This window comes from Streptomyces sp. NBC_00457, assembly GCF_036014015.1.
In the GTDB taxonomy this organism is placed as follows: Bacteria; Actinomycetota; Actinomycetes; order Streptomycetales; family Streptomycetaceae; genus Streptomyces.
The window spans coordinates 7282517-7303418 of record NZ_CP107905.1 but is presented as its reverse complement, the minus strand read 5'-3'; the positions used below and the strand labels follow the sequence as shown (position 1 = coordinate 7303418).

The 20902-nt window shown below is 70.4% G+C and carries 22 protein-coding genes; 9 read left to right on the top strand and 13 right to left on the bottom strand.

Annotated elements, in window-relative coordinates:
- Window positions 1–38: 38 nt before the first annotated feature.
- Window positions 39–1085, top strand: a complete 1047-nt coding sequence (locus OG828_RS33260; protein WP_328440751.1) for a chitinase — start codon at window positions 39–41, stop codon at window positions 1083–1085.
- Here OG828_RS33260 and OG828_RS33255 read toward each other — a convergent pair.
- Window positions 1063–1977 (bottom strand): LysR family transcriptional regulator, encoded by a 915-nt coding sequence (locus tag OG828_RS33255; protein WP_328442500.1) that lies wholly within the window; start codon window positions 1975–1977, stop codon window positions 1063–1065. The genes OG828_RS33260 and OG828_RS33255 overlap by 23 nt on opposite strands.
- 79 nt (window positions 1978–2056) lie before the next feature.
- Here OG828_RS33255 and OG828_RS49645 point away from each other — a divergent pair, with 79 nt between their 5' ends.
- On the top strand, window positions 2057–3640 hold the full coding sequence (locus tag OG828_RS49645; protein WP_443060214.1) for an EamA family transporter: 1584 nt from the start codon (window positions 2057–2059) through the stop codon (window positions 3638–3640).
- On the opposite strand, the gene OG828_RS33240 is transcribed toward OG828_RS49645, so the two are convergent.
- The 3 genes from OG828_RS33240 to OG828_RS33230 all read right to left on the bottom strand — a co-directional run bounded on the left by OG828_RS33240 (window position 3637) and on the right by OG828_RS33230 (window position 6786).
- Window positions 3637–4248, bottom strand: coding sequence for a LysE family translocator (locus tag OG828_RS33240; protein ID WP_328364772.1), 612 nt, complete (start codon window positions 4246–4248; stop codon window positions 3637–3639). The two genes, OG828_RS49645 and OG828_RS33240, sit on opposite strands and share 4 nt — an antisense overlap.
- Window positions 4249–4316: 68 nt before the next feature.
- Window positions 4317–5255, bottom strand: a complete 939-nt coding sequence (locus OG828_RS33235) for a DUF4394 domain-containing protein (protein WP_328503227.1) — start codon at window positions 5253–5255, stop codon at window positions 4317–4319.
- 148 nt (window positions 5256–5403) lie between these two features.
- Window positions 5404–6786, bottom strand: a complete 1383-nt coding sequence (locus OG828_RS33230) for a glycine--tRNA ligase (RefSeq protein ID WP_210574321.1) — start codon at window positions 6784–6786, stop codon at window positions 5404–5406.
- 160 nt (window positions 6787–6946) lie between these two features.
- Here OG828_RS33230 and OG828_RS33225 point away from each other — a divergent pair, with 160 nt between their 5' ends.
- The 4 genes from OG828_RS33225 to OG828_RS33210 all read left to right on the top strand — a co-directional run bounded on the left by OG828_RS33225 (window position 6947) and on the right by OG828_RS33210 (window position 10153).
- Window positions 6947–7906 carry a metal ABC transporter solute-binding protein, Zn/Mn family gene (locus tag OG828_RS33225; RefSeq protein ID WP_328503226.1) on the top strand — a complete coding sequence of 320 codons (960 nt, stop codon included), beginning with the start codon at window positions 6947–6949 and terminating at the stop codon, window positions 7904–7906.
- Window positions 7907–7939: 33 nt separating this feature from the next.
- The gene (locus OG828_RS33220; RefSeq protein ID WP_328364766.1) at window positions 7940–8722 is read left to right on the top strand and encodes a metal ABC transporter ATP-binding protein; all 783 of its coding nucleotides are present in this window, start codon (window positions 7940–7942) and stop codon (window positions 8720–8722) included.
- Window positions 8722–9624, top strand: a complete 903-nt coding sequence (locus OG828_RS33215) for a metal ABC transporter permease (RefSeq protein ID WP_328503225.1) — start codon at window positions 8722–8724, stop codon at window positions 9622–9624. Before OG828_RS33220 ends, OG828_RS33215 begins: the two co-directional genes overlap by 1 nt.
- Window positions 9625–9736: 112 nt before the next feature.
- Entirely contained in the window at window positions 9737–10153 is a 417-nt protein-coding gene (locus OG828_RS33210) for a Fur family transcriptional regulator (protein ID WP_328440746.1), read from the top strand.
- A gap of 57 nt (window positions 10154–10210) precedes the next feature.
- Here OG828_RS33210 and OG828_RS33205 read toward each other — a convergent pair whose 3' ends face one another.
- Window positions 10211–11044 carry an isoprenyl transferase gene (locus OG828_RS33205; protein ID WP_328364760.1) on the bottom strand — a complete coding sequence of 278 codons (834 nt, stop codon included), beginning with the start codon at window positions 11042–11044 and terminating at the stop codon, window positions 10211–10213.
- Between the two features lie 61 nt (window positions 11045–11105).
- Window positions 11106–11852 (bottom strand): DNA repair protein RecO, encoded by a 747-nt coding sequence (recO, locus tag OG828_RS33200; protein ID WP_210574333.1) that lies wholly within the window; start codon window positions 11850–11852, stop codon window positions 11106–11108.
- 421 nt (window positions 11853–12273) lie between these two features.
- On the opposite strand from recO, the gene OG828_RS33195 reads away from it, so the two are divergent.
- The 3 genes from OG828_RS33195 (at window position 12274) to OG828_RS33185 (ending at window position 15817) form a co-directional block, all read left to right on the top strand.
- Entirely contained in the window at window positions 12274–12939 is a 666-nt protein-coding gene (locus OG828_RS33195) for a response regulator transcription factor (protein ID WP_328364757.1), read from the top strand.
- A gap of 99 nt (window positions 12940–13038) precedes the next feature.
- On the top strand, window positions 13039–14586 hold the full coding sequence (locus OG828_RS33190) for an MFS transporter (protein WP_328503224.1): 1548 nt from the start codon (window positions 13039–13041) through the stop codon (window positions 14584–14586).
- A 31-nt stretch (window positions 14587–14617) separates the two neighbouring features.
- A complete protein-coding gene (locus OG828_RS33185) occupies window positions 14618–15817 on the top strand; it encodes an FAD-dependent oxidoreductase (protein WP_328364753.1) in 1200 nt (399 codons plus the stop codon).
- An 11-nt stretch (window positions 15818–15828) separates the two neighbouring features.
- On the opposite strand, the gene OG828_RS33180 is transcribed toward OG828_RS33185, so the two are convergent.
- The 7 genes from OG828_RS33180 to OG828_RS33150 are packed head-to-tail and all read right to left on the bottom strand — an operon-like array spanning window position 15829 to window position 20891.
- A complete protein-coding gene (locus OG828_RS33180) occupies window positions 15829–16422 on the bottom strand; it encodes a TetR/AcrR family transcriptional regulator (protein ID WP_210574341.1) in 594 nt (197 codons plus the stop codon).
- A 30-nt stretch (window positions 16423–16452) separates the two neighbouring features.
- A complete protein-coding gene (locus OG828_RS33175) occupies window positions 16453–17730 on the bottom strand; it encodes an acyltransferase domain-containing protein (protein ID WP_328440744.1) in 1278 nt (425 codons plus the stop codon).
- 38 nt (window positions 17731–17768) lie between these two features.
- Entirely contained in the window at window positions 17769–18599 is an 831-nt protein-coding gene (locus OG828_RS33170; RefSeq protein ID WP_328440743.1) for a cyclase family protein, read from the bottom strand.
- Between the two features lie 10 nt (window positions 18600–18609).
- Window positions 18610–19161 (bottom strand): methyltransferase family protein, encoded by a 552-nt coding sequence (locus tag OG828_RS33165; protein ID WP_328440742.1) that lies wholly within the window; start codon window positions 19159–19161, stop codon window positions 18610–18612.
- The gene (locus tag OG828_RS33160; protein ID WP_328372380.1) at window positions 19158–20135 is read right to left on the bottom strand and encodes a carbohydrate kinase family protein; all 978 of its coding nucleotides are present in this window, start codon (window positions 20133–20135) and stop codon (window positions 19158–19160) included. The genes OG828_RS33165 and OG828_RS33160 overlap by 4 nt, the downstream gene beginning before the upstream one ends.
- A gap of 47 nt (window positions 20136–20182) precedes the next feature.
- Window positions 20183–20635, bottom strand: a complete 453-nt coding sequence (locus tag OG828_RS33155) for an SRPBCC family protein (RefSeq protein WP_328364743.1) — start codon at window positions 20633–20635, stop codon at window positions 20183–20185.
- Window positions 20636–20639: 4 nt separating this feature from the next.
- Complete coding sequence (locus tag OG828_RS33150; protein WP_328364742.1) at window positions 20640–20891, bottom strand: acyl carrier protein; 252 nt, start codon at window positions 20889–20891, stop codon at window positions 20640–20642.
- Between the last annotated feature and the right edge of the window lie 11 nt (window positions 20892–20902).

Here is a 20902-nt window from a genome sequence, read left to right as displayed (position 1 = left end):
TACGACACCTCACCGCACCCCCCACCGGGAGGCCTCGCATGGTCCGCCGCGCCCTCAGCCTGCTGGCCGCAGCAGTCACCACCGCCTGTCTCGCCCAGATCCCGCTCACCCCCACCGCCTCCGCCGCCGACACCTGCGCCGTGAAGTCGAAGCCCGCCGGCAAGGTCCTCCAGGGCTACTGGGAGAACTGGGACGGCGCCGCGAACGGAGTCCACCCGCCGTTCGGCTGGACCCCCATCACCGACTCCCGTATCGCCGCGCACGGCTACAACGTGATCAACGCGGCCTTCCCCGTCATCCGCTCCGACGGCACCGCGCTGTGGGAGGACGGCATGGACACGGGCGTGAAGGTGGCGACGCCCGCGGAGATGTGCGCGGCGAAGGCCTCCGGCCAGACGATCCTGCTCTCGATCGGCGGCGCGACGGCCGGAATCGACCTCAACTCGACAGCCGTGGCGGACAGGTTCATCGCGACGATCGTCCCGATCCTGAAGCAGTACAACTTCGACGGCATCGACATAGACATCGAGACGGGTCTCGTCGGCAGCGGCAATATCGGCCAACTCTCCACGTCCCAGGCCAACTTGATCCGCATCATCGACGGGATCCTCGCGCAGATGCCGTCGAACTTCGGCCTCACCATGGCCCCGGAGACGGCGTACGTCACCGGCGGCAGCGTGACGTACGGCTCGATCTGGGGGGCATACCTCCCCGTCATCAAGAAGTACGCCGACAACGGCCGCCTGTGGTGGCTGAACATGCAGTACTACAACGGCAGCATGTACGGCTGCTCCGGCGACTCCTACTCCGCCGGCACCGTCGAGGGCTTCGTCGCCCAGACCGACTGCCTCAACAAGGGCCTGGTCATCCAAGGTACGACGATCAAGGTCCCGTACGACAAGCAAGTCCCGGGTCTACCCGCCCAGCCGGGCGCCGGCGGCGGCCACATGTCACCGTCCCTCGTCGCCGAGGCCTGGCGCCACTACGGCACCAGCCTCAAGGGCCTGATGACCTGGTCCATCAACTGGGACGGCTCGAAGAACTGGACGTTCGGCGACAACGTCAAGACACTCCAGGGCCGTTGACCGGCTTCGCGGAAGGAACCCCGAGCACATCGAGCATCGCCCGGGTGGCCGGACTCGGATTGAACCGGCTCCACGCGAGCACCTCGATACGACGCGGCCCGCCCACCACCGGGACCAGCACCAGCTCGGGGTCGCCCTCCGCCAGCGGCCGGGCGAAGGCCGACGGCAGCAGCGCGACGCCCAGGGCCCGGGCGGTCAGCCGGGTGATCAGCTCGACGACCCCGACCTCGTAGGCCACGTCCCGCGCCAGCCCTGCCGCGGCGAACGCCCGGTCGGACTGGGCCCGGGCGGGTGTGCCGTGCATGAAGTCCACGAAGGTCTCCTCGGCGATGTCCCGCAGGGTGACCCGGGAAGCGCCCGCGAGCCGGTGCCCGGCCGGCACGACCAGCACATGCTCGTCGTGATCGAGCACCAAGGTCTCCACCTCGGACGGCCGCTGGTCCTCGGGCAGACCGAGAAAGGCGATGTCCAGTTCGCCGTCCCGGATCGCCGCCACCAGATCGTCGCTGCGCCCGGAGCGCAACACGATCCTGACCTCCGGGTGCAGCGCGCGATACCGCTGCAACAGCTCCGGTACGTCGACGGCGGCGGTGGTCACGATCACGCCGACGGCGAGCCGGCCCCGTACCACCCCGGCCGCCGCGGCGGCGTCGGCAGCCGCGAGGTCGGCGGCCGTCAGGCACTCGCGGGCCCGCGCGACGAACGCCTCGCCGGCGCTGGTCAGCTCCACCCGACGACTGGAGCGGGCGAACAGCCGGACCCCCAGCTCCCGTTCCAGGCCCGCGATCCGGTGGCTCAGTGACGACTGCACCACGGAACACCGCTCCGCGGCCCGCGTGAAGTTGCGGGTCTCGGCGACGGCGACGACGTAGCGCATCTGCTGAAGGTCCATCCAGCCATCGTTCTGATTCATCGCTGCCATGGCAACCATGCTTTGGAGTCATGACGCGGTGCGGCCGAGACTGCACCCCATGCAGAGGAATTCGTCCGCGCAGCACGCGGCGACCGTCGCCCTGACCGCACTCGCCCCGGCCTCCTGGGGCACCACCTACGCCGTCACCACAGAGCTGCTGCCGCCCGGGCATCCGCTGTTCGCCGCGCTGTTGCGTGCCCTGCCCGCCGGGCTGCTCGCGCTGGCGCTCACCCGTGTGCTGCCGCGCGGCGACTGGTGGTGGAAGGCCGCCGTCCTCGGCACCCTCAACATCGGCGCGCTGTTCCCCCTGCTGTTCGTGGCCGCCGAACGGCTTCCCGGCGGTGTCGCCGGCACCCTCGGCGCCGTCCAGCCGCTGCTGGTCGCCGGGCTGGCCATCGCGGTGCTCCACAGTCGGCCGACCGCCTGGACCTGGATGTGGGGTGTGCTCGGTGTGGTCGGCGTCGGGCTCGTGGTGCTCGGTCCCGACGCCCGGCTGGACGCCGTCGGCGTGCTCGCCGGTCTCGGCGGTACGGCGGGCATGGCGGCCGGGGTGGTCCTCACCAAGCGCTGGGGCCGCCCCGCGGGAGTCGGTCCGATGACCCTGGCGGGCTGGCAACTGACGGTCGGCGGGCTGGTGTTGCTGCCCCTCACCGTCGTGTTCGAGGGAGCGCCGCCTTCGATCGACACGGAGGCCGTCGTCGGCTATCTGTGGCTCGGCAGCATGGGCGGGCTGATCTCGTTCACGCTGTGGTTCCGCGGCATCGGGAAGCTGCCGGTCAGGGCGTCCGCCCCGCTCGTGCTGCTGTCACCGCTGGTCGCCACCGTCGTAGGTCTCACGCTAGGCGAGACGCTGAACCCGCTCCAGGCCCTCGGTTTCACCCTCGCCCTGGCCGCCCTGCTGGCCGCGCAGTTCAACGCCCCACGTACAAGGAGAGCGCAATCCATGACGACAGAGACGACGGGCATGACGATCGCCGTGCTCGGCGCCACCGGCATGGTCGGCAGCCGGGTGATCAACGAGGCCGTCGCACGCGGACACCACGTGCGCGCCCTGTCCCGGAAGCCTGCCGACGAGGACCCCGACGTGACGCCCTTCGCCATCGACGCGAACGACACGGACGCCCTGCGCGAGGCGCTCGCCGGCACCGACGCCGTTGTGGTCGCGGTGCGGACCGATCCGGTCGACCAGGACTTCCTCGTCGGTACGACCCGTGCGGTGCTGAACACCGGGATACGCACCCTCGTGGTCGGCGGCGCGGGGGTGCTGCGCAGCCCGGAGGACCGTGAGCTGCTGGTCGCCGACAACCCGGTGTACGTGCCGGAAGAGGTGAAGCCGGTAGCCGCGGCCGGGGTGGCTCAACTGCGGGCCTGCGAAGGGCACGGCGGCAACTGGGCCTATCTCGCGCCGCCCGCCCTGCTGGTCCCCGGCGAGCGCACCGGCCACTACCGGCGGGGCACCGACACGCTGCTGACGGCCGCGGGCAGCCGTTCCTGGATCAGCGCGGAGGATCTGGCTGTCGCCGTACTCGACGAGCTGGAGGCTCCCGGGGCCGACCGCGTGTTCACCGTCGTCTGCTGCGGCGCCGTCGTGGCTGGTCGCGCAGTTCCCCGCGCCCCTTCGGGGCGCTGCCGAACCGCTTAGCGGGCCGTGAACGCGAGCTTCGCCCCCAGTGCCACGAACGACCCCGCGAAGCTCCTCCGCAGCCACGTCATCACCCTCGGCCGTGAGGTGACGTGGTTGCGGACGGACGCGGCGAGGATGCCGTAGACCGCGAAGACGACGAAGGTCGCCAGCATGAAGACGCCGCTGAGCGCGAGCATCCGGAGCACCGAGTTGGGCTCCCCCGGGCTCACGAACTGCGGCAGGAACGCGAAGAAGAAGATGGTCAGTTTCGGGTTGAGGATGTTGATCAGCACGCCCCGGACAATCACCCGGCCCGCGGAGAGGGGAGCCTGCTGATCGTCCACCGCGATCGCGTCGCGGTCCTTCAGCGTCGCCCATGCCATGTAGAGGAGGTAGGCGACACCGGCGTACTTCAAGACCTGGAAGGCCGTCGCGCTCGCGTGCAACAGCGCGGCGACTCCGGTGATCGTGGCCAGCATGTGCGGGACGATGCCGAGGGTGCAGCCGACCGCCGCGACGACGCTCGCCCGGCGGCCGCGAGACAACCCGGCCGCGAGGGTGTAGACGACGCCGGTGCCGGGAGTGGCGACCACGACCAGGGTGGTCAGCAGGAACGCGATGCTCATGCCGTCCACCCTGTCGGGGCCGCCACGGACCCGTACAGGACCAATCACACGTCCCGTACGGGGACCACTCAGCCCTGCTTCAGCGGCAGCGCCAGGTCCACCACGGCCCGGCCGCCGTCGAAGGTCCCGGCCCGCGTGACCGAGCCGTTCAGCAGGTCCACGCGGTACAGCCGCTGTGCGCCGCCGACGCTGAGGACGCCGTACGCCGTGTTGGAACCGCTCCTCGTGGACGTGTAGATGTCGAAGCCCGCGCTCGGGCCCGCGTCGACGCCCAGCTTGCCGGTGGGGGCGAGGTTGCCCGCGTTGGCCGGGGACTGGATGGAGACCTGGTCATTGACCGTGTCCACGTCGAAGAGGGTGGTGGCGGTGGTCTGGGAGAGGTCGTTGTTCGTGTACGCCGCTCCCGTCACGCCCTGTGCCGTGGCACCCGCCGTCGCGGGCGGGACCGGCGGGTTGGTCAGGGTGCCGTCGACAGCCGTGGTGCCCGCCGCCGGGGCGCCCGCCGGGTCGTCGATGTTGTGGCGGAGGTTCTGGCCGGTGTCGCTGATGACGCGCAGGCGGTTGGCGGCCGGGTTGAAGTCGACGCCGTACGACCCGCCCTGCAGCGCCACGCTCAGCTGGCTGACCTTCTTCGCCTTCGCGCCGATCTCACGGACCGTGTAGACGCCACCGCGGTCGCCGACGCCGTACAACTTGCCGTTCTGCACGCGGTAGTCGATGCCGACGAGCTTGGTGTCGCCCTGGAGGCCGTTCACCTTGCCGAGCGGGAGGACGCGGTCGGGACGGTCGGTGCGGAAGGTGACGAGCCGCTGGTCGGCGGTGAGGCCGATGGCGGTGAGCCGGTCGCTCTGCGCCGCGCCCGCGCCGGCGCCGATCAGTCCGCCCTTGTTCTCGATGGCGGCGGGGGAAGACTCGGCCTTCGCCGCCCCGTCGCCCATCGCTCCGCAGCCGACGGTGCCGATGGCCAGTGCCATGGCGGATACGGCGATGACTGCTTGCTTGCGCATTGGTGCCCCCGTGAAGGTTCTCTCCGCGACCCGCCCGCTGCGGGCCGCGCATGTCCCCTCTTCGGAGCCGGATGGGCACTGGATGGGAAAAACCCCGGTTCCGTTACGTCTGTTACGTCCGTAACGAAACCGGGGTTTTTGCCGACGCTTACGCGCCGATGAGGCGACCCGCCAGGTAACCCTCGATCTGGTCCAGCGACACCCGCTCCTGCTTCATGGTGTCGCGCTCGCGCACCGTCACCGCGTTGTCGTCCAGGGTGTCGAAGTCGACCGTCACGCAGTACGGCGTGCCGATCTCGTCCTGGCGGCGGTAGCGGCGGCCGATGGCGCCGGCGTCGTCGAACTCGATGTTCCAGTTCTGCCGGAGCGCCTGGGCGAGACCCTTGGCCTTGGGCGACAGTTCCGGGTTGCGGGACAGCGGCAGTACGGCCACCTTCACGGGCGCCAGACGGTGGTCCAGGCGCAGCACCGTCCGCTTCTCCATCTTGCCCTTGGCGTTGGGCGCCTCGTCCTCGATGTAGGCGTCGAGGAGGAAGGCCAGCATCGCGCGGCCGACACCGGCGGCGGGCTCGATGACGTACGGCGTCCAGCGCTCCCCGGCCTCCTGGTCGAAGTAGGAGAGGTCCTGGCCGGAGGCCTTGGAGTGGGCGCCGAGGTCGTAGTCGGTGCGGTTGGCCACACCTTCCAGCTCGCCCCACTCGTTGCCGCCGAACTGGAAGCGGTACTCGATGTCAGCGGTGCGCTTGGAGTAGTGGGAGAGCTTCTCCTTCGGGTGCTCGTACCACCGCATGTTCTCCTCGCGCAGGCCCAGGCCGGTGTACCAGTTCCAGCGCTGCTCCATCCAGTACTCCTGCCACGTCTCGTCCTCGCCCGGCTTGACGAAGAACTCCATCTCCATCTGCTCGAACTCGCGAGTCCGGAAGATGAAGTTGCCGGGCGTGATCTCGTTGCGGAAGGACTTGCCCATCTGCGCGATGCCGAACGGCGGCTTGCGGCGCGAGGTGGTCTGCACCTGGGCGAAGTTGGTGAAGATGCCCTGCGCGGTCTCGGGACGCAGGTAGGCGATGGAGCCGGAGTCCTGGGTGGGGCCGAGGTGGGTGGAGAGGAGGCCCGAGAACTGCTTGGGCTCGGTGAACTGGCCCTTGTTGCCGCAGTTGGGGCAGTTGACGTCGGCGAGGCCGTTCTCGGGGAGGTGGCCCTTCTTGGCCTCGTACGCCTCCTCCAGGTGGTCCGCGCGGAACCGCTTGTGACAGGAGGTGCACTCGGTGAGCGGGTCCGTGAAGGTGGCGACATGGCCGGAGGCGACCCACACCTCGGGGGCCAGGATCACGGACGAGTCGATACCGACGACGTCCTCGCGCGAGGTCACCATGTAGCGCCACCACTGGCGCTTGAGGTTCTCCTTGAGCTCGACACCCAGCGGCCCGTAGTCCCAGGCGGCGCGCTGTCCGCCGTAGATCTCACTGCAGGGAAATACGAAGCCACGGCGCTTGCTCAGGCTGACGATGGTGTCGATCTTGTCGGCGGCCACGGTGCTCTCTTCATTACGACGACGGGCGACGAAGCGAGGTGCTTCCAGCGAATGCTTCAGGTTACCGGCGCAGGCTCCCCCTCAACCAAATCGGGTTGTGCTCAGGGCCACCCCGGACCTTTGTTGACAATCGTTTCCAGAACCATTGAAAATGACTGTCATGAACGCACGTCGTCGTCTGATACCCACAGCCGTGGTAACCGCCCTCGGTCTCGCGGCCCTCTCCGCCTGTTCCAGCGCCAGTGCGGGCTCCGGCAACACGGACAAGTTCGACGTCGTCGCGTCGTTCTACCCGATGCAGTTCCTCGCCGAGCAGATCGGCGGGGACCATGTGAACGTCACCACGCTGACCGAGCCCGGCCAGGAGCCGCACGACCTCGAGATCAGCGCCAAGCAGACCGCGGCACTCCAGGAGTCCGACGCGGTGCTCTATCTCAAGACCCTCCAGCCCGCCGTCGACGAGGCGGTGGAGCAGTCCGCCGTCAAGACGAAGATCGACGCGGCGACCCTCACCAGGCTCGAGAACCACGGCGAGACCGGCCACGCCCATGAGGGCGAGGAAGACCACGCCGAGGAGGAGCACGCGGAGGAGGAGTCGGCGCTCGACCCGCACATCTGGCTGGACCCGGTGAAGTACGCCGAGGTCGCCGAGGGTGTCAGCGCCGCCTTCGAGAAGGCCGACCCGGACAACGCGGCCGACTACCGGAAGAACACGGTGGACCTGGTCGCGAAGCTGAACACACTGAACACCGACTTCGAGACCGGCCTGAAGAACACCGACACGAAGGTGTTCTTCACCAACCACTCGGCCTTCGCCTACCTCGCCGAGCGTTACGGCCTGACCCAGGAGTCCGTCACCGGCGTCGACCCGGAGAGCGAGCCCAGCGCGGCGCGCATGAAGGAACTCCAGGCGGAGGCCAAGGCGGACGGCGTGACCACCGTCTTCTACGAGACCCTGGTCTCCGACAAGACGGCCAAGACCCTGGCCGCCGACGCCGGGCTGAAAACTGATGTACTCGACCCGCTCGAGGGCATCACCGACAAGTCCAAGGGCGACGACTACTTCGAGGTCATGCAGGCGAACCTGACGGCCCTGGAGAAGGCGCTCGGCGCGAAGTGACCAGCAGCACACAGCAGTTCGGAGGCGCACGCCATGACGGCACGTAAAGCCGGCGACCCCGTCATATCCCTGCGGAGCGTGACGGCGGAGCTCGGCTCGCGCCCCGTGCTGCGCGGCATCGACCTCACCGTGGGCCACGGTGAGGTCGTCGCGCTGCTCGGGGCCAACGGCTCCGGCAAGTCGACCGCGGTGCGCACGATCATCGGCCAGGTCCCGGTGTCCGGCGGCGAGATAGAGATCTTCGGCACCCCGCGGCGCCGGTTCCGGGACTGGGCGCGGGTCGGCTACGTCCCCCAGCGCACGACCGCCGCGGGCGGTGTCCCCGCCACGGTCACCGAGGTCGTCTCCTCGGGCCGCCTGTCCCGCACCCGCTTCGGCGTCCTGCGCAAGGCCGACCGGGACGCGATACGGCACGCCCTGGAGCTGGTCGGCATGGCGGACCGCGCCAAGGACTCCGTCGACGCGCTCTCCGGCGGCCAGCACCAGCGGGTGCTGATCGCCCGCGCGCTCGCCTCCGACCCCGAACTGCTGATCATGGACGAGCCGATGGCAGGCGTGGACCTGGCCAGCCAGGAGGTGCTGGCCCGGACGCTCACGGAGCAGGTGTCCCAGGGCACGACGGTCCTGCTCGTCCTGCATGAACTGGGCCCCCTGGAGCCGCTGATCGACCGCGCGGTCGTCCTCCGCGACGGCTGTGTCCTGCACGACGGCCCGCCCCCGAAGGCGGTCGGCCAGCACGCGCTGCCGGGCCACGACCACGTCCACCCGCACTCGGCCCACGACGCCGAACCGATCCGCACAGGACTGCTGAGCTGATGGAGATCCTGGACTACGCCTTCATGCAGCGGGCCCTGCTCGCCGCCGTCCTGGTCGGCATCACCGCCCCCGCGATCGGCATCTACCTCGTCCAGCGCCGCCAGGCCCTGATGGGCGACGGCATCGGCCACGTGGCGATGACCGGCGTCGGCCTCGGCTTCCTGCTCTCCACCTCGCCGGTGTGGATGGCGACGGCGGTCGCGGTGATCGGCGCGGTGCTGATGGAGCTGATCCGCTGGTACGGCCGCACCCGCGGTGACATCGCCCTCGCGATGCTCTTCTACGGCGGTATGGCCGGCGGCGTGATGTTCATCAACCTCGCGCCGGGCGGCTCCAACGCCAACCTGAACTCGTATCTGTTCGGTTCGCTGTCCACGGTCTCCGAGGACGACGTGACGGCGATCTGTCTGCTGGCGGCGTTCGTGGTGCTGGTCACCGTGGGCCTGCGTCGCCAGTTGTTCGCGGTCAGCCAGGACGAGGAGTTCGCGCGGGTCACGGGGCTCCCCGTCCGCGCCCTGAACCTGCTGACGGCGATCACGGCGGCGGTGACGGTGACCGTCGCGATGCGCGTGGTCGGGCTGCTGCTGGTGTCCGCGCTGATGGTGGTGCCGGTCGCCGCGGCGCAGCAGCTCAGCCGGAGCTTCGCGCTCACGTTCGCCATCGCGGTGGCGATCGGGGTGAGCGTGACGATCGGCGGGACCGTGACGTCGTACTACCAGGACGTGCCGCCCGGCGCGACGATCGTGCTGCTGACCATCGGCGCGTTCATCGTGCTGACCGCGACGGCGGCTCCGCTGGCCCGGCGCCGCGCGCGGGCCCTGGCCGCGGCAGACCCCGTGGGAGATCCCGCGGAGTGTGCGATTCCGGCCAGCCGGGAACGCGACGGAAAGGTCGGTGTCTGACCGCGCACATGTCGGACTGGCACAATGGCCGGGCACGGCAAGCGCAGATGTGAGTCGCTCGGTCGACACCGGCGCAAGCGCCCCTAGGCGACCGAGCAATGAAGGAGGACCGGTGACGACCGCTGGACAGCCGGTGAAGGGCCGAGCCACCCGGCAGCGTGCCGCCGTGGCGGCGGCGCTCGACGAGGTCGACGAGTTCCGCAGTGCGCAGGACCTGCACGACATGCTGAAGCACAAGGGCGATTCCGTCGGGCTCACCACGGTCTACCGCACCCTGCAGTCCCTCGCCGAGGCCGGCGAGGTCGACGTCCTGCGCACCTCCGACGGCGAGTCCGTCTACCGCCGCTGCTCCACCGGCGAACACCACCACCACCTCGTCTGCCGCGTCTGCGGCAAGGCCGTCGAGGTCGAGGGCCCTGCCGTCGAGAAGTGGGCGGACGCGATCGCCGAGGAGCACGGCTACGTCAACGTGGCACACACGGTGGAGATCTTCGGCACGTGTGCGGAGTGCGCGGCGGCCAACGCGTAAGGCACCCGACGCACCGAACGCACCTGGGGCGCCCCTCACGGGACGCCCCAGAGCCGTTCACTCCTGCCTGCCCTCCATGGCCAGCAGCTCCTCGTTCGGGATCGCCCCGCCGAACCGCCGGTCGCGGGAGGCGAACTCCAGGCACGCGCGCCACAGGTCGCGGCGGTCGAAGTCCGGCCACAGCACATCCTGGAAGACCATCTCGGCGTACGCGCTCTGCCAGAGCAGGTAGTTGGAGGTGCGCTGCTCGCCGCTGGGCCGCAGGAAGAGGTCCACGTCGGGCATGTCCGGGTAGTAGAGGTACTTCGCGAAGGTCTTCTCGTCGACCTTGGACGGGTCGAGCCGCCCGGCCTTCACATCCTCCGCCAGCGCCTGCGCGGCGTCGGCGATCTCCGCGCGGCCGCCGTAGTTCATGCAGAAGTACAAGGTCAGCTTGTCGTTGTCCTTGGTCTGCTCCTGGGCGATCTGGAGCTCCTTGGCGACCGACTTCCACAGCTTGGGCATCCGCCCCACCCAGCGCACCCGCACACCCAGCTCATCGAGCTGGTCGCGGCTCTTGCGGATGAAGTCGCGGTTGAAGTTCATCAGGAAGCGCACCTCGTCGGGCGAGCGCTTCCAGTTCTCGGTGGAGAAGGCGTAGAGCGAGATCGCTTTGACGCCCATCTCGATCGAGCCCTGCAGCACGTCGAGCACGCGCTCGGCACCGACTTTGTGGCCCTCGGTCCGCGGCAGCCCGCGTGCCTTGGCCCAGCGTCCGTTGCCGTCCATGACGATCGCTACATGGCGGGGGATCAGCTCGCCCGGGAGCTTCGGCGGGCGGGCACCGGACGGGTGCGGTTCCGGCGTCGTGTACTCGCGGCGCTGACGCCCCAGAAACCCGCGTACGGCCATGTGTTTCTCGTCTCCTCGCTCCGTGCATGTTGTGCGTGTTGCACGTGTTTCGCGTGTCTCGCTACTTCTCTACGTACCTGAGTGAGCGCAGCCCGCGCTCCAGGTGCCAGTGCAGGTAGGCGGAGACCAGCCCGCTGCCCTCCCGCACATACCGCGGCTCGCACGCGTCCGCGGTCTCCCAGTCTCCCGTAAGCAGCGCGCCGAGGAGTTCCAGGGTCTGCGGCGAGGGTACGACGCTCCCGCCCACCCGGCAGTCGACGCAGACGGAGCCGCCGGAGGCCACGGAGAAGAACCGGTTCGGCCCGGGCAGCCCGCACTTCGCGCAGTCGCTGAAGCTGGGCGCGTAGCCGTTGACGGCGAGCGAGCGGAGCAGGAAGGCGTCCAGGACGAGGTGGGAGGCGTGCTCGCCCCGGGCGAGCGTGCGCAGGGCGCCGACGAGCAGCAGATACTGCTGGACCGCCGGCTCGCCCTCGTGGTCGGTGAAGCGCTCGGCGGTCTCCAGCATGGCCGTCCCGGCGGTGTAGCGGGCGTAGTCGCTCACGATCCCGCCACCGTACGGAGCGATCGTCTCGCTCTGCGTGCACAGCGGCAGCCCGCGCCCGACCAGCTCACTCCCCCGCGCGAAGAACTGCACATCCACATGCGAGAAGGGTTCCAGCCGCGCCCCGAACTTCGACTTCGTCCGCCGCACCCCGCGCGCCACGGCGCGTACCCGCCCGTGACCGCGGGTGAGCAGGGTGATGATGCGGTCGGCTTCCCCGAGCTTTTGCGTCCGCAGGACGATGCCGTCGTCCCGGAAGAGACTCATGAACCCATTCTCGCCTACCGCGTGCGCGCATCCGCCCGGTTGTGGCCCAGCCCACCCGGATCCGGTGCGTCGGCCGTTTCCCCCATGGGACGGATCAGCGGCCCCATTGACGGCATGGCCAACACCGGCGGACCGGAACAATAAAGTCCGGATTTCGATCCCGTAACAAGAATCGTCGGGTCTCGTGAAAATACCCGCCCTCGCGCGACCCACCTGCGGAGAAGCCATTAATCAACCGCCTTTACGACCAGATTCAACATCTCCATCCTGACCGAAACGAATCAGCGGGTACGTGTAGCATCGATTGCCAGCGACCCGCCAATTCAACGGCGAAGGAAGCCGGGCCGCCAACGGGGGCACCACATGCTGCGCCCGCGCACTCTCTTCACGCACGCGAACGTCACGCGAACGAAGGGAAAGCATGTCATCGATACGAATCCTGCTCGTGGACAGTGAACGTTTAGTGGCCGAGGGATTCCAGAAGCTGTTGGAAGGTTTCTCCGAGTTTTCCGTCGTCGCAGTAGCCCGTGACGGGCTGTCGGCGCTGAGGGAGGTACGCCGGGAACAGCCGCACCTCGTCATCATGAATCTGAGCCCGGCCGGGTCCAACTCCACGCAGGTCGCCCGGGAGATCCGCCGCGACTTCCAGCACGTACGGATCGTCGTCCTCGCCACCAACCAGCAACCGGTCTACATGCGCGAGGCGTTCGCGGCCGGCGCCAACGCCTACCTCTCCCGCAACATCGGCGCGGACGAGCTGCGCGACACCCTGCTCACGGTGCACCGAGAGGGCGCCGCCCTCTCGACCGTCGCGGCGGGGCAGGTCCTGGAACTGCTGTCGGGGCGCCCGCCGGACGGCGGCTCCCCGCTCTCCCTGCTCACCGAGCGCGAACGGCAGATCCTGTTCCTCGTGGCCGACGAGCAGGCGACGCACCGCATCGCCAAACGTCTGGGCATCAGCCCGAAGACGGTCCGCAACTACCTGAGCCGTATCTACGCCAAGCTCGGCACCCAGAACCGCGTCGAGACGGCGCTGTACGCCAAGCGCTCCCTGGACCGTCGGCCGGAGCCGGTCGCGGAGTTCTGACCTGCTCCCTCCGGACGCCCTGTTCCCTCTTGGGTAAATACGCTACGCTACTCGTAGCGTATTTAAATGGTCTGGCATTGAACAACCCAAGGAGGGGGCATGGCGCCCAACCGGTGGTGGACACTGACCGTGGTGTCGGTGGGCAGCTTCATGCTGCTGCTCGACGTCACGATCGTGAACATCGCACTGCCCGACATCGAGGAGGCCCTGGACGCCACGCTCACGGACCTGCAATGGGTGGTGGCGGCCTACGCCGTGGCGCTGTCGGCCGTCCTGCTCACGGCGGGCTCCCTCGCCGACCGGTTCGGCCGACGCGCGGTCTTCTCCTGGGGCATGGCGGTCTTCACGCTTGCCTCACTGCTGTGCGGAGTCGCCCAGGACCCGCTCACCCTCATCGTGGCCCGGGTGCTCCAAGGGGTGGGCGGCGCCGCCCTGCTCGCGACCTCGTTGGCCCTGCTCGCCGCCGCCTACCCCGACCACCGCGACCGGCATGTCGCCCTCGCCGTCTGGGGCGCCGTCAGCGGGGCAGCGCTCGCCGTGGGACCGCTCGCCGGCGGGGTGCTGGTCGAAGCGGCCGGCTGGCGGTGGATCTTCCTGGTCAACCTGCCCGTCGGCATCCTCGCCCTGATCGCCACCGCACTGCGCGTCGCCGAGTCCCGGGCTCAGAGCGCCGGGCGGATCGACTGGCCCGGCTTCCTCACCTTCGGCACCGCGCTCGGCGCCCTGTCCTTCGCCCTGCTGCGCGCCAACGAGGAGGGCTGGGACAGCGCCCCGGTGGTCAGCGGCTTCGTCCTGTCCGCCGTGTCGATGACCGCGTTCGTCCTGGTCGAACGCACCCGGCGGGACCCCATGCTCCCCGGCGCCGTGTTCCGGAAGATCACCACCACGGGTGCCGCTGTCGGCGTCCTGGCCATGAGCTCCACGGCGTTCGCGCTGCTGCTGTACCTGACGCTGTATCTGCAGACGGTCCTCGGGCACGAACCCCTGGCGGCCGGGCTGCGGCTGCTGCCGCTGACCCTCTCCATCTTCGTCGCCTCGGCGATCGCCGCCCGGGTGGGCACCGTGCTGCCGGCCCGCTGGCTCGTCTCCGCCGGCCTGGCCTGCGTAGGGCTCGGGCTGCTGCTCATGGGCGGCCTCGACGCGTCCGACGACTGGACCGCTCTGCTCGCCGGGCAGTTGGTGACCGGGCTCGGCGTCGGACTGGTCAACCCGAACGTGGTCGCCGCCGCGATGGGCGCGGTCGAACCGGCCCGCGTCGGGGTGGCCTCCGGGCTGAGCAACACCTGCCGGTCCCTGGGCATCGCCGTCGGCATCGCCGCCTTGGGCGCGGTCTTCGCCGACCGGGTGCGCGACGCGGTGCACGACGCCGTCGCCGGCACCCCGCTCCAGGAGCGGGCGGGCGAGCTCGGCCACGCCGTCTCCTCCGGGCAGATAGGTCCCGCCCTCGCCCAGCTCCCGCCCGAGCAGCGGGGCATCTTCACCGACGCGGCGCACTCCGCGTTCGTCCACGGGCTGAACTCGATCCTGACGGTGGCGGCGGTGGTGGCCTTCGCGGGTGCCCTCGCCGTCATCCCGCTCATTCGCAGCCGCGACCTTTCCACCACCGGGCCGGACGGCGAGCCCCTGCCGATCGCGGCCGGGCACTGACCCGCGCCCGCACGCAACCCAGGAGCGATCCATGAAGACCGAGACCACCCAGTGCGTCGTCGTGGGCGGCGGCCCTGCCGGGATGATGGCAGGACTGCTGCTCGCCCGGCAGGGTGTGCAGGTCACCGTCGTCGAGAAGCACGGCGACTTCCTGCGGGACTTCCGCGGCGACACCGTGCACCCCTCGACCCTCCAGGTCATCGACGAACTGGGGCTGCTGGACGAGTTTCTGCAGATCCCGCACACCAAGGTCACCGACATCACGGTGAGCACAGCCGCGGGGCCGACCACGTTCGCCGACTTCTCCCGGATCCGCAGCCGCTACCCGTACATCGCGTTCATGCCGCAGTGGGACGTCCTGGACTTCCTGGCCCGCAAGGCCGGGGAGCTGCCCGGCTTCCGGCTGCTGCAGAAGACCGAGGGCACCACCGTGATCCGCGAGGGCGACCGGGTGCTCGGGGTGCGCGCGGACACCCCGGAGGGGCCGCTGGAGATCAGGGCCGACCTGGTGATCGCCGCGGACGGCCGCCACTCGGCCATGCGCAAGGCCGTCGGACTGCGCGTGGCGGCGAGCGCCGCGCCCATGGACGTGCTGTGGTTCCGGCTCGGCCGCGAACCCGAAGAGACCATGACCTTCCTGCACACCGGGAAGGGCTTCGTGCTGATCACCATCGACCGGGGCTCCTACTGGCAGGTCGCGTACGTCATCCCGCAGGGCCAGTACGACGCCGTACGGGCGGAGGGCCTCGGCCGGCTGAGGGCCGACGTGTCCTCCGTGCACCCGCCGTTCGCCGAGCGGGCCGAACGGGAGATCCGCGACTGGGACGATGTGAAACTGCTCGGCGTCCGGGTCGACCGGCTGCGCAGCTGGTACCGGCCCGGCCTGCTGTGCATCGGGGACGCGGCGCACGCCATGTCTCCGGCCGGCGGGGTCGGCATCAACCTCGCCGTGCAGGACGCGGTGGCCGCCGCGCGGATGCTCGGGCCGGTGCTGCGCACGGGACGTACGCCGACCCTTAAGGAACTGCGCCGGGTCCAGCGGCGGCGTGAGCTGCCGGTACGAGCCGTGCAGTTGGCGCAGGTGCACATGCTTGCCGACCTTTATCCGAAGGACCGGCGGTCGGTGGTGGAGCGGCCGTTCGCGGCCCGGCTGGTGCGGCGCTTCCCGTTCCTGAACCGGTGGACAGCGCAGTTCATCGGCGTGGGGCTGCGGCCGGAACACGTGTCCTGAGGGGCCTGCCCTCAGGTGGCCCGGATGGCCGGCCAGATCGTGTCGACCACCACGTCCGCCCAGTCGGCGGGTGGCGGCGCGCCCCGGACCGCGAACCGGGCGATGAAGGAACCGGCCAGCATGCTGACGACCGTCTCATAGTCGGCGTCCGCCCTCAGTTCGCCGCTCTCCACTCCGGACCGGAGGGTCTGGAAGATGACCTCCAGCCGCGGCCCCAGAATGGTCTCCCGGAACACCTGGGTGAACTCCGGGTCCTCGTCGCCGTGCAGCAGGGCGACGAGGGCCCGGAGGCCGACCACCTCTTCCAGACCATGCCGGAATTGCGTGAGCAAATAGACAAGCCGTTCCCGCACCGGAAGACCGGGGGACGGCTCGGGAATGTCCTCGACGAAAGCGAGCGAGGACCGCAGAAGTTCATAGCGGTTCTTGTACCGGCGGTAGATCGTCGTCTTCGCGGAACCCGAATACTGGGCCACCGCCTCGACCGTGACGCCCTGCGGGCCGCGTTCCCGCAGCAGGGCGAGAGCGGCCAGATTGATTCCTCTGGACACTTCCGCACTGCGCGGGCGGCCCGGAGCGGACCGGGCGATATCTTCTTCAACCATTGCCGCCAGTATAAGGAAAACCCGGAACGGCTATACGACGGAACGGGACCCGGGGTAGACACGGCTCCAGCCCACCGGCACACCCGCCGTGTACAGCCGCCCCAGCGCCATGAGCATCGGTCCGGTGCCGTCGGTGCTCCTGCCGAGCGAGGCCAGCCACAGCCGCCCCTCCCCCGGCAGGCAGCGTGCCCCGAGCCCGACCAGCGCCCGGCCGGGTCCGGCCTCCACATGGGCACGGATGCCGAGTCCGTCGAGGACACGGACGGCGTCCAGGAATCGCACCGGGCCGCTCAGATGCCGGGACCAGTGCTCGGGGGCGAGTGGGCCGGTGATCCTGGCGCCGGTGACCGTGGACACGAAGGGGATGCGGGGCGGATGCGTGGGGATCCTCTCCGCCACGGCCCGCAGTTCGGCCGACGCCGGTTCCTGGAGCGGTGAGTGCAGACCCGAAGACACCGGCAGGCTGCTGGTCCGGACGCCGGCGGCCGTGAGGCGCTCCACGATCCGGGCCAGTTCCGTGGCCCGGCCCGAAAGGGACACCTCGCCCGGTGAGATGACCGCCGCGAGCCCCACCGACGGCCCGGTCTCCGCGAGGAGGTCCAGCGCGGCCTTCTCCTCCAGGCCGACCACCGCCATCGCACCGTCCGTGACCCGCTCGGCAAGGGTGACCTGCGTGCCCAGCAGCAGCACCGCGTCCTCCGGGGTGAGGACCCCCGCCCAGCAGGCGGCCGCATATTCACCCGAGCTGAAGCCGAGCACGGCCGCGGCCTCTATCCCCCAGCTGCGCCACAGCTCGCCCAGCGCGAAGTTGACGCAGAACGTGCCGAGGGCCGCGTGAGCGAGCCGGTACACCACGGCCGGCCCGGCGCCGGGGTCGAGCAGGTCCTGGAGAGGAATGCCGAGGTAGGGCCGGGCCGCCTCCGCGCACCGGTCGAAGGCCGCCCGGAAGACGGGTTCGGTGCGGTGGAGGCCCCGGCCCATGCCCGCGTACTGCGCCCCCTGGCCGCTGAACAGCAAGGCGACCGGCGGCCGACGGACCGGGTCCGCGTGCCCGACGGACACCTCCCGGACCGGCTCGCCCGCCAGGTGAGCGCCGATCCGGTCGGCCATCTCACCCGCCGTGCGGCCCACCACGCCCATCCGATGGCCGGCATGCGGGCCTGCGGCGGCCTCGGCGCACCACTGGGCCAAAGCGGCGTCGCCGAGCCGGGCGAGCCGGGCGGCGGTTTCGCGAGCGCCGGCGGTCAGGGCGTCCGAGGTGTCGGCGGAGAGGGTGAGGAGGTGCGTGGCGCGGGGGTCGTACGTCATGGTGGGAGGCCTTTCGCTGCGGGCGGGCCGGAGCCCGGTCACTGTGGGGCGGGACCGGGCTCCGGGAACCCGGTGCGCGCCACCGCCCGGCACCATGCCGCCCCCGCGTCGGCGAGAGCGACGGGGAACGCCATGAACGTGAACGGGCCGTCCGGCAGCGCCCGTAGCCGGGCGAGCCCCTCGATCTGGATGAACTCCCGCCGCCTGCCGTGCAGATGGGTGGGCCACAGGGCGCCGGAGTCGCCCGTGGCGAAGAAGTCCTCGACCATCCGGCGGGCCGGCCCGTCGAAGCTCCAGCAGTCCGTGCCGAGCACCTTGACGCCGAGGTCCAGGAGGAGGTCGACGGCCTCGGGGGTGATCGCCGTGGATTCGGTGTGGTACGCCGGTGTACCGAGCCTCAGGTCGGAGTCGCTGCGGAACAGCACCACCCAGCCGGGACCGACCTCCGGACCGGCCGTGCGCAGCGCCTCCTTGACGTCGGCGGCCGTCACCCGGCCCCCGCAGCCGCGCACGTCGAGGACGACACCCGGGCCGTGGAACCACTCCAGGGGCAGGTCCATGACCTTCTTCGCGGGGCGTCCCTCGCACTGCGGGCCGTAGTGGAAGGGAGCGTCGACGTGGGTGCCCTGGTGGACGGACATCCGGTAGAACTCGTTGGACATGAAGCAGCCGTCGGGCAGGTCCTGTTCGCGCAGCCGTCGGCTGCCGGTGAGCCAGCGCAGGTGGTTGACGAACCGGTCCCGGCGGCTGTCACCGGGCAACGCCCGGATCCGGCGGGAGAGATGGCGGATGCCGTCCCGGTGGAGCCACTGTTCGAACTCGACGCCGGGGGCCCGGCGGCTGACGGGGATGCTCAGATCGACGAACACGGCTGCTCCTCTACTCCTCGGTCGGTTCCGGCTGCCTGCGCACGGCCCTGCGCCCGGTGCCCGCCGCGGTGCCGGGGATCCACGCGGGCACGGCACGCCGGTAGGCGGCGTACTCGGCACCGAAGGTCTCCGACAGCCCCGGCTCCTCGATCCGGCGGGCGGTCGTCCAGGACACGGCCAGCACGAACGCGGCCCACAGGGCGATGCCCGGCGCGGACCACAGCAGGCTCTCGCCGGCCAGGACGAGGGTCATCCCGGCGGCCATGGGGTTGCGGATCACCGCGTACCAGCCGGACCACACGAGATGCTCGGGCGGCCGGTCGCCGAGCGGGGTGGGCTGGCGCAGGTAGACTCGGTCCACGGCGTCCACGGTCATCCAGGCACCGAGGAGGACGAGAACGGCCCCGGCGGGCAGCAACAGCCAGCGGGCGAGCGGCAGTCGCGGCCCGGACAGCCACATCCCCAGCACGCTGGGCACGATCCCGGCGACGGTCAGGGGAATCAGCAACGGGCCGGGCCGGACCCGACGACCACGGCTCACGGCGGCCTCGCCGGAATTCACGAGAGGCCTGCCTTCTGCGTCCTGGGCGTGAGCCCTGGCACCGGTGCCAGTTCCGCCAGTGCACGGTCGCCATAGACCTCGCGCACCCGTCCCGCCACCGCCCGTGCCCTCGGCGCGTAGGTCTGGGTGCCGATCGACTCCAGGGCGAAGGACGCGAGGGCGCATCCCAGCCGGGCCGCCGCCTCGGCCGGTACGCCGAGGGCGAGGGCGGCGAGCATGCCCGCCCGCAGCGCGTCTCCCGCGCCCGTCGGATCGGCCACCGGGACATCGGGGACCGCGGGCACGACGACCGGTCGGTGGCCGGCACGTTCGAGGCGTACGCCGCTCGCGCCGAGGGTGGTCACCCAGGTGCCGACCCGCTCCAGGACGCTCGCGGCGCCCCAGCCGGTGCACTCCTGGAGCAGCGCGGCCTCGTACTCGTTGGTGAACAGCCAGCGGGCCTGACCGAGCAGGAACCGGACGTCCGCCCGGTCCATGCGGGCGAGCTGCTGGGAGGGGTCGGCGACGAACGGCAGTCCGGCGCTACGGCACTCCTCGGTGTGCCGGAGCATCGCCGCGGGGTCGTTGGGCGACACGACCACCAGGCCGAGTCCCCCGACCCGCGCCAGGACGTCCCGCAGGGCGATGGTGTACGCCGCCCGCATCGCGCCCGCGTGGAACGTGGCGATCTGGTTGTGGTCCGCGTCGGTCGTGCACACGAACCGTGCCGTGTGCTCGCCCGGCACGACCAGCACGGAGTCGGTGTCGACGCCGTGCTGCTTGAGCCAGACCTGGTAGTCGCAGAAGTCGGCCCCGGCCGCGCCGACCAGCACCGGGGACATCCCGAGCCGCCCGAGGCCGTAGGCGATGTTGGCGGCGACGCCGCCGCGCCGTATCTCCAGCCGGTCGGAGAGGAACGACAGGGAGACGCTGTGCAGCCGGTCTGCGACGAGCTGCTCGGCGAAACGGCCCGGGAAGGACATGAGGTGGTCCATGGCGATGGACCCGGTGACGGCGATACGCGGCGAGGACGGGGGTCGGGTCACGGCCCCACGGCCCCCGACTCGATCTTCTTCTTGATCCCGGCCTGGTTCTGCCGCGTGTGGGTGTTCATCCGCTCCAGGACGGTCGCGAGCGGGACGTCGAACTTCTCGTCGAGCTCGAAGTCCTGGACCCAGGTCATCCGCGTCCCCTCCGGGACCGCCTGGTAGCTCCACCGCAGGTGCATGTAGCCGAACGGGTAGAGCGGGTCGCGGCGTTCGGCGACCGCGACGAGCTCCCGGTGGTCCAGGATCCGCCAGGAGCGCCAGCTCGCCCCCTCCTCGTTGGTCAGCTCGAACACGATCTCCGTCCAGCGGCCCTCGCGTTCCTCGGAGAGGACCTTGGCGTCGCTGTACTCGTCGAAGATCTCCGACCAGCGGGCGATGTCGTTGGTGACGTCGAAGACGAGCCGGGGGTCGGCTCCGATCACGATGCTGTTCTCGATCCGCGGCATCCCGTCACCTCCGCGCGGCGGTGCCGGCGGACAGCAGCCGTCCGACGCAGCCCACCAGGTCGCCGGCGGTGGTGAAGCCGCCCTCGGCGTCCGCGTCGATGGCGATGTCGAAGTGCTGCTCCAGGGCGACGACGATCTCCACCAGCTCGGTCGAGTCGATGTCGAGGTCCTCGGCCAGCCGCTTGCCGGCCTCCAGTTCGTCCCCGTCGAAGCCGACGCCGCGCAGCACGGCGAACACCTGCTCTTGTACGTCCATGACTCCTACGT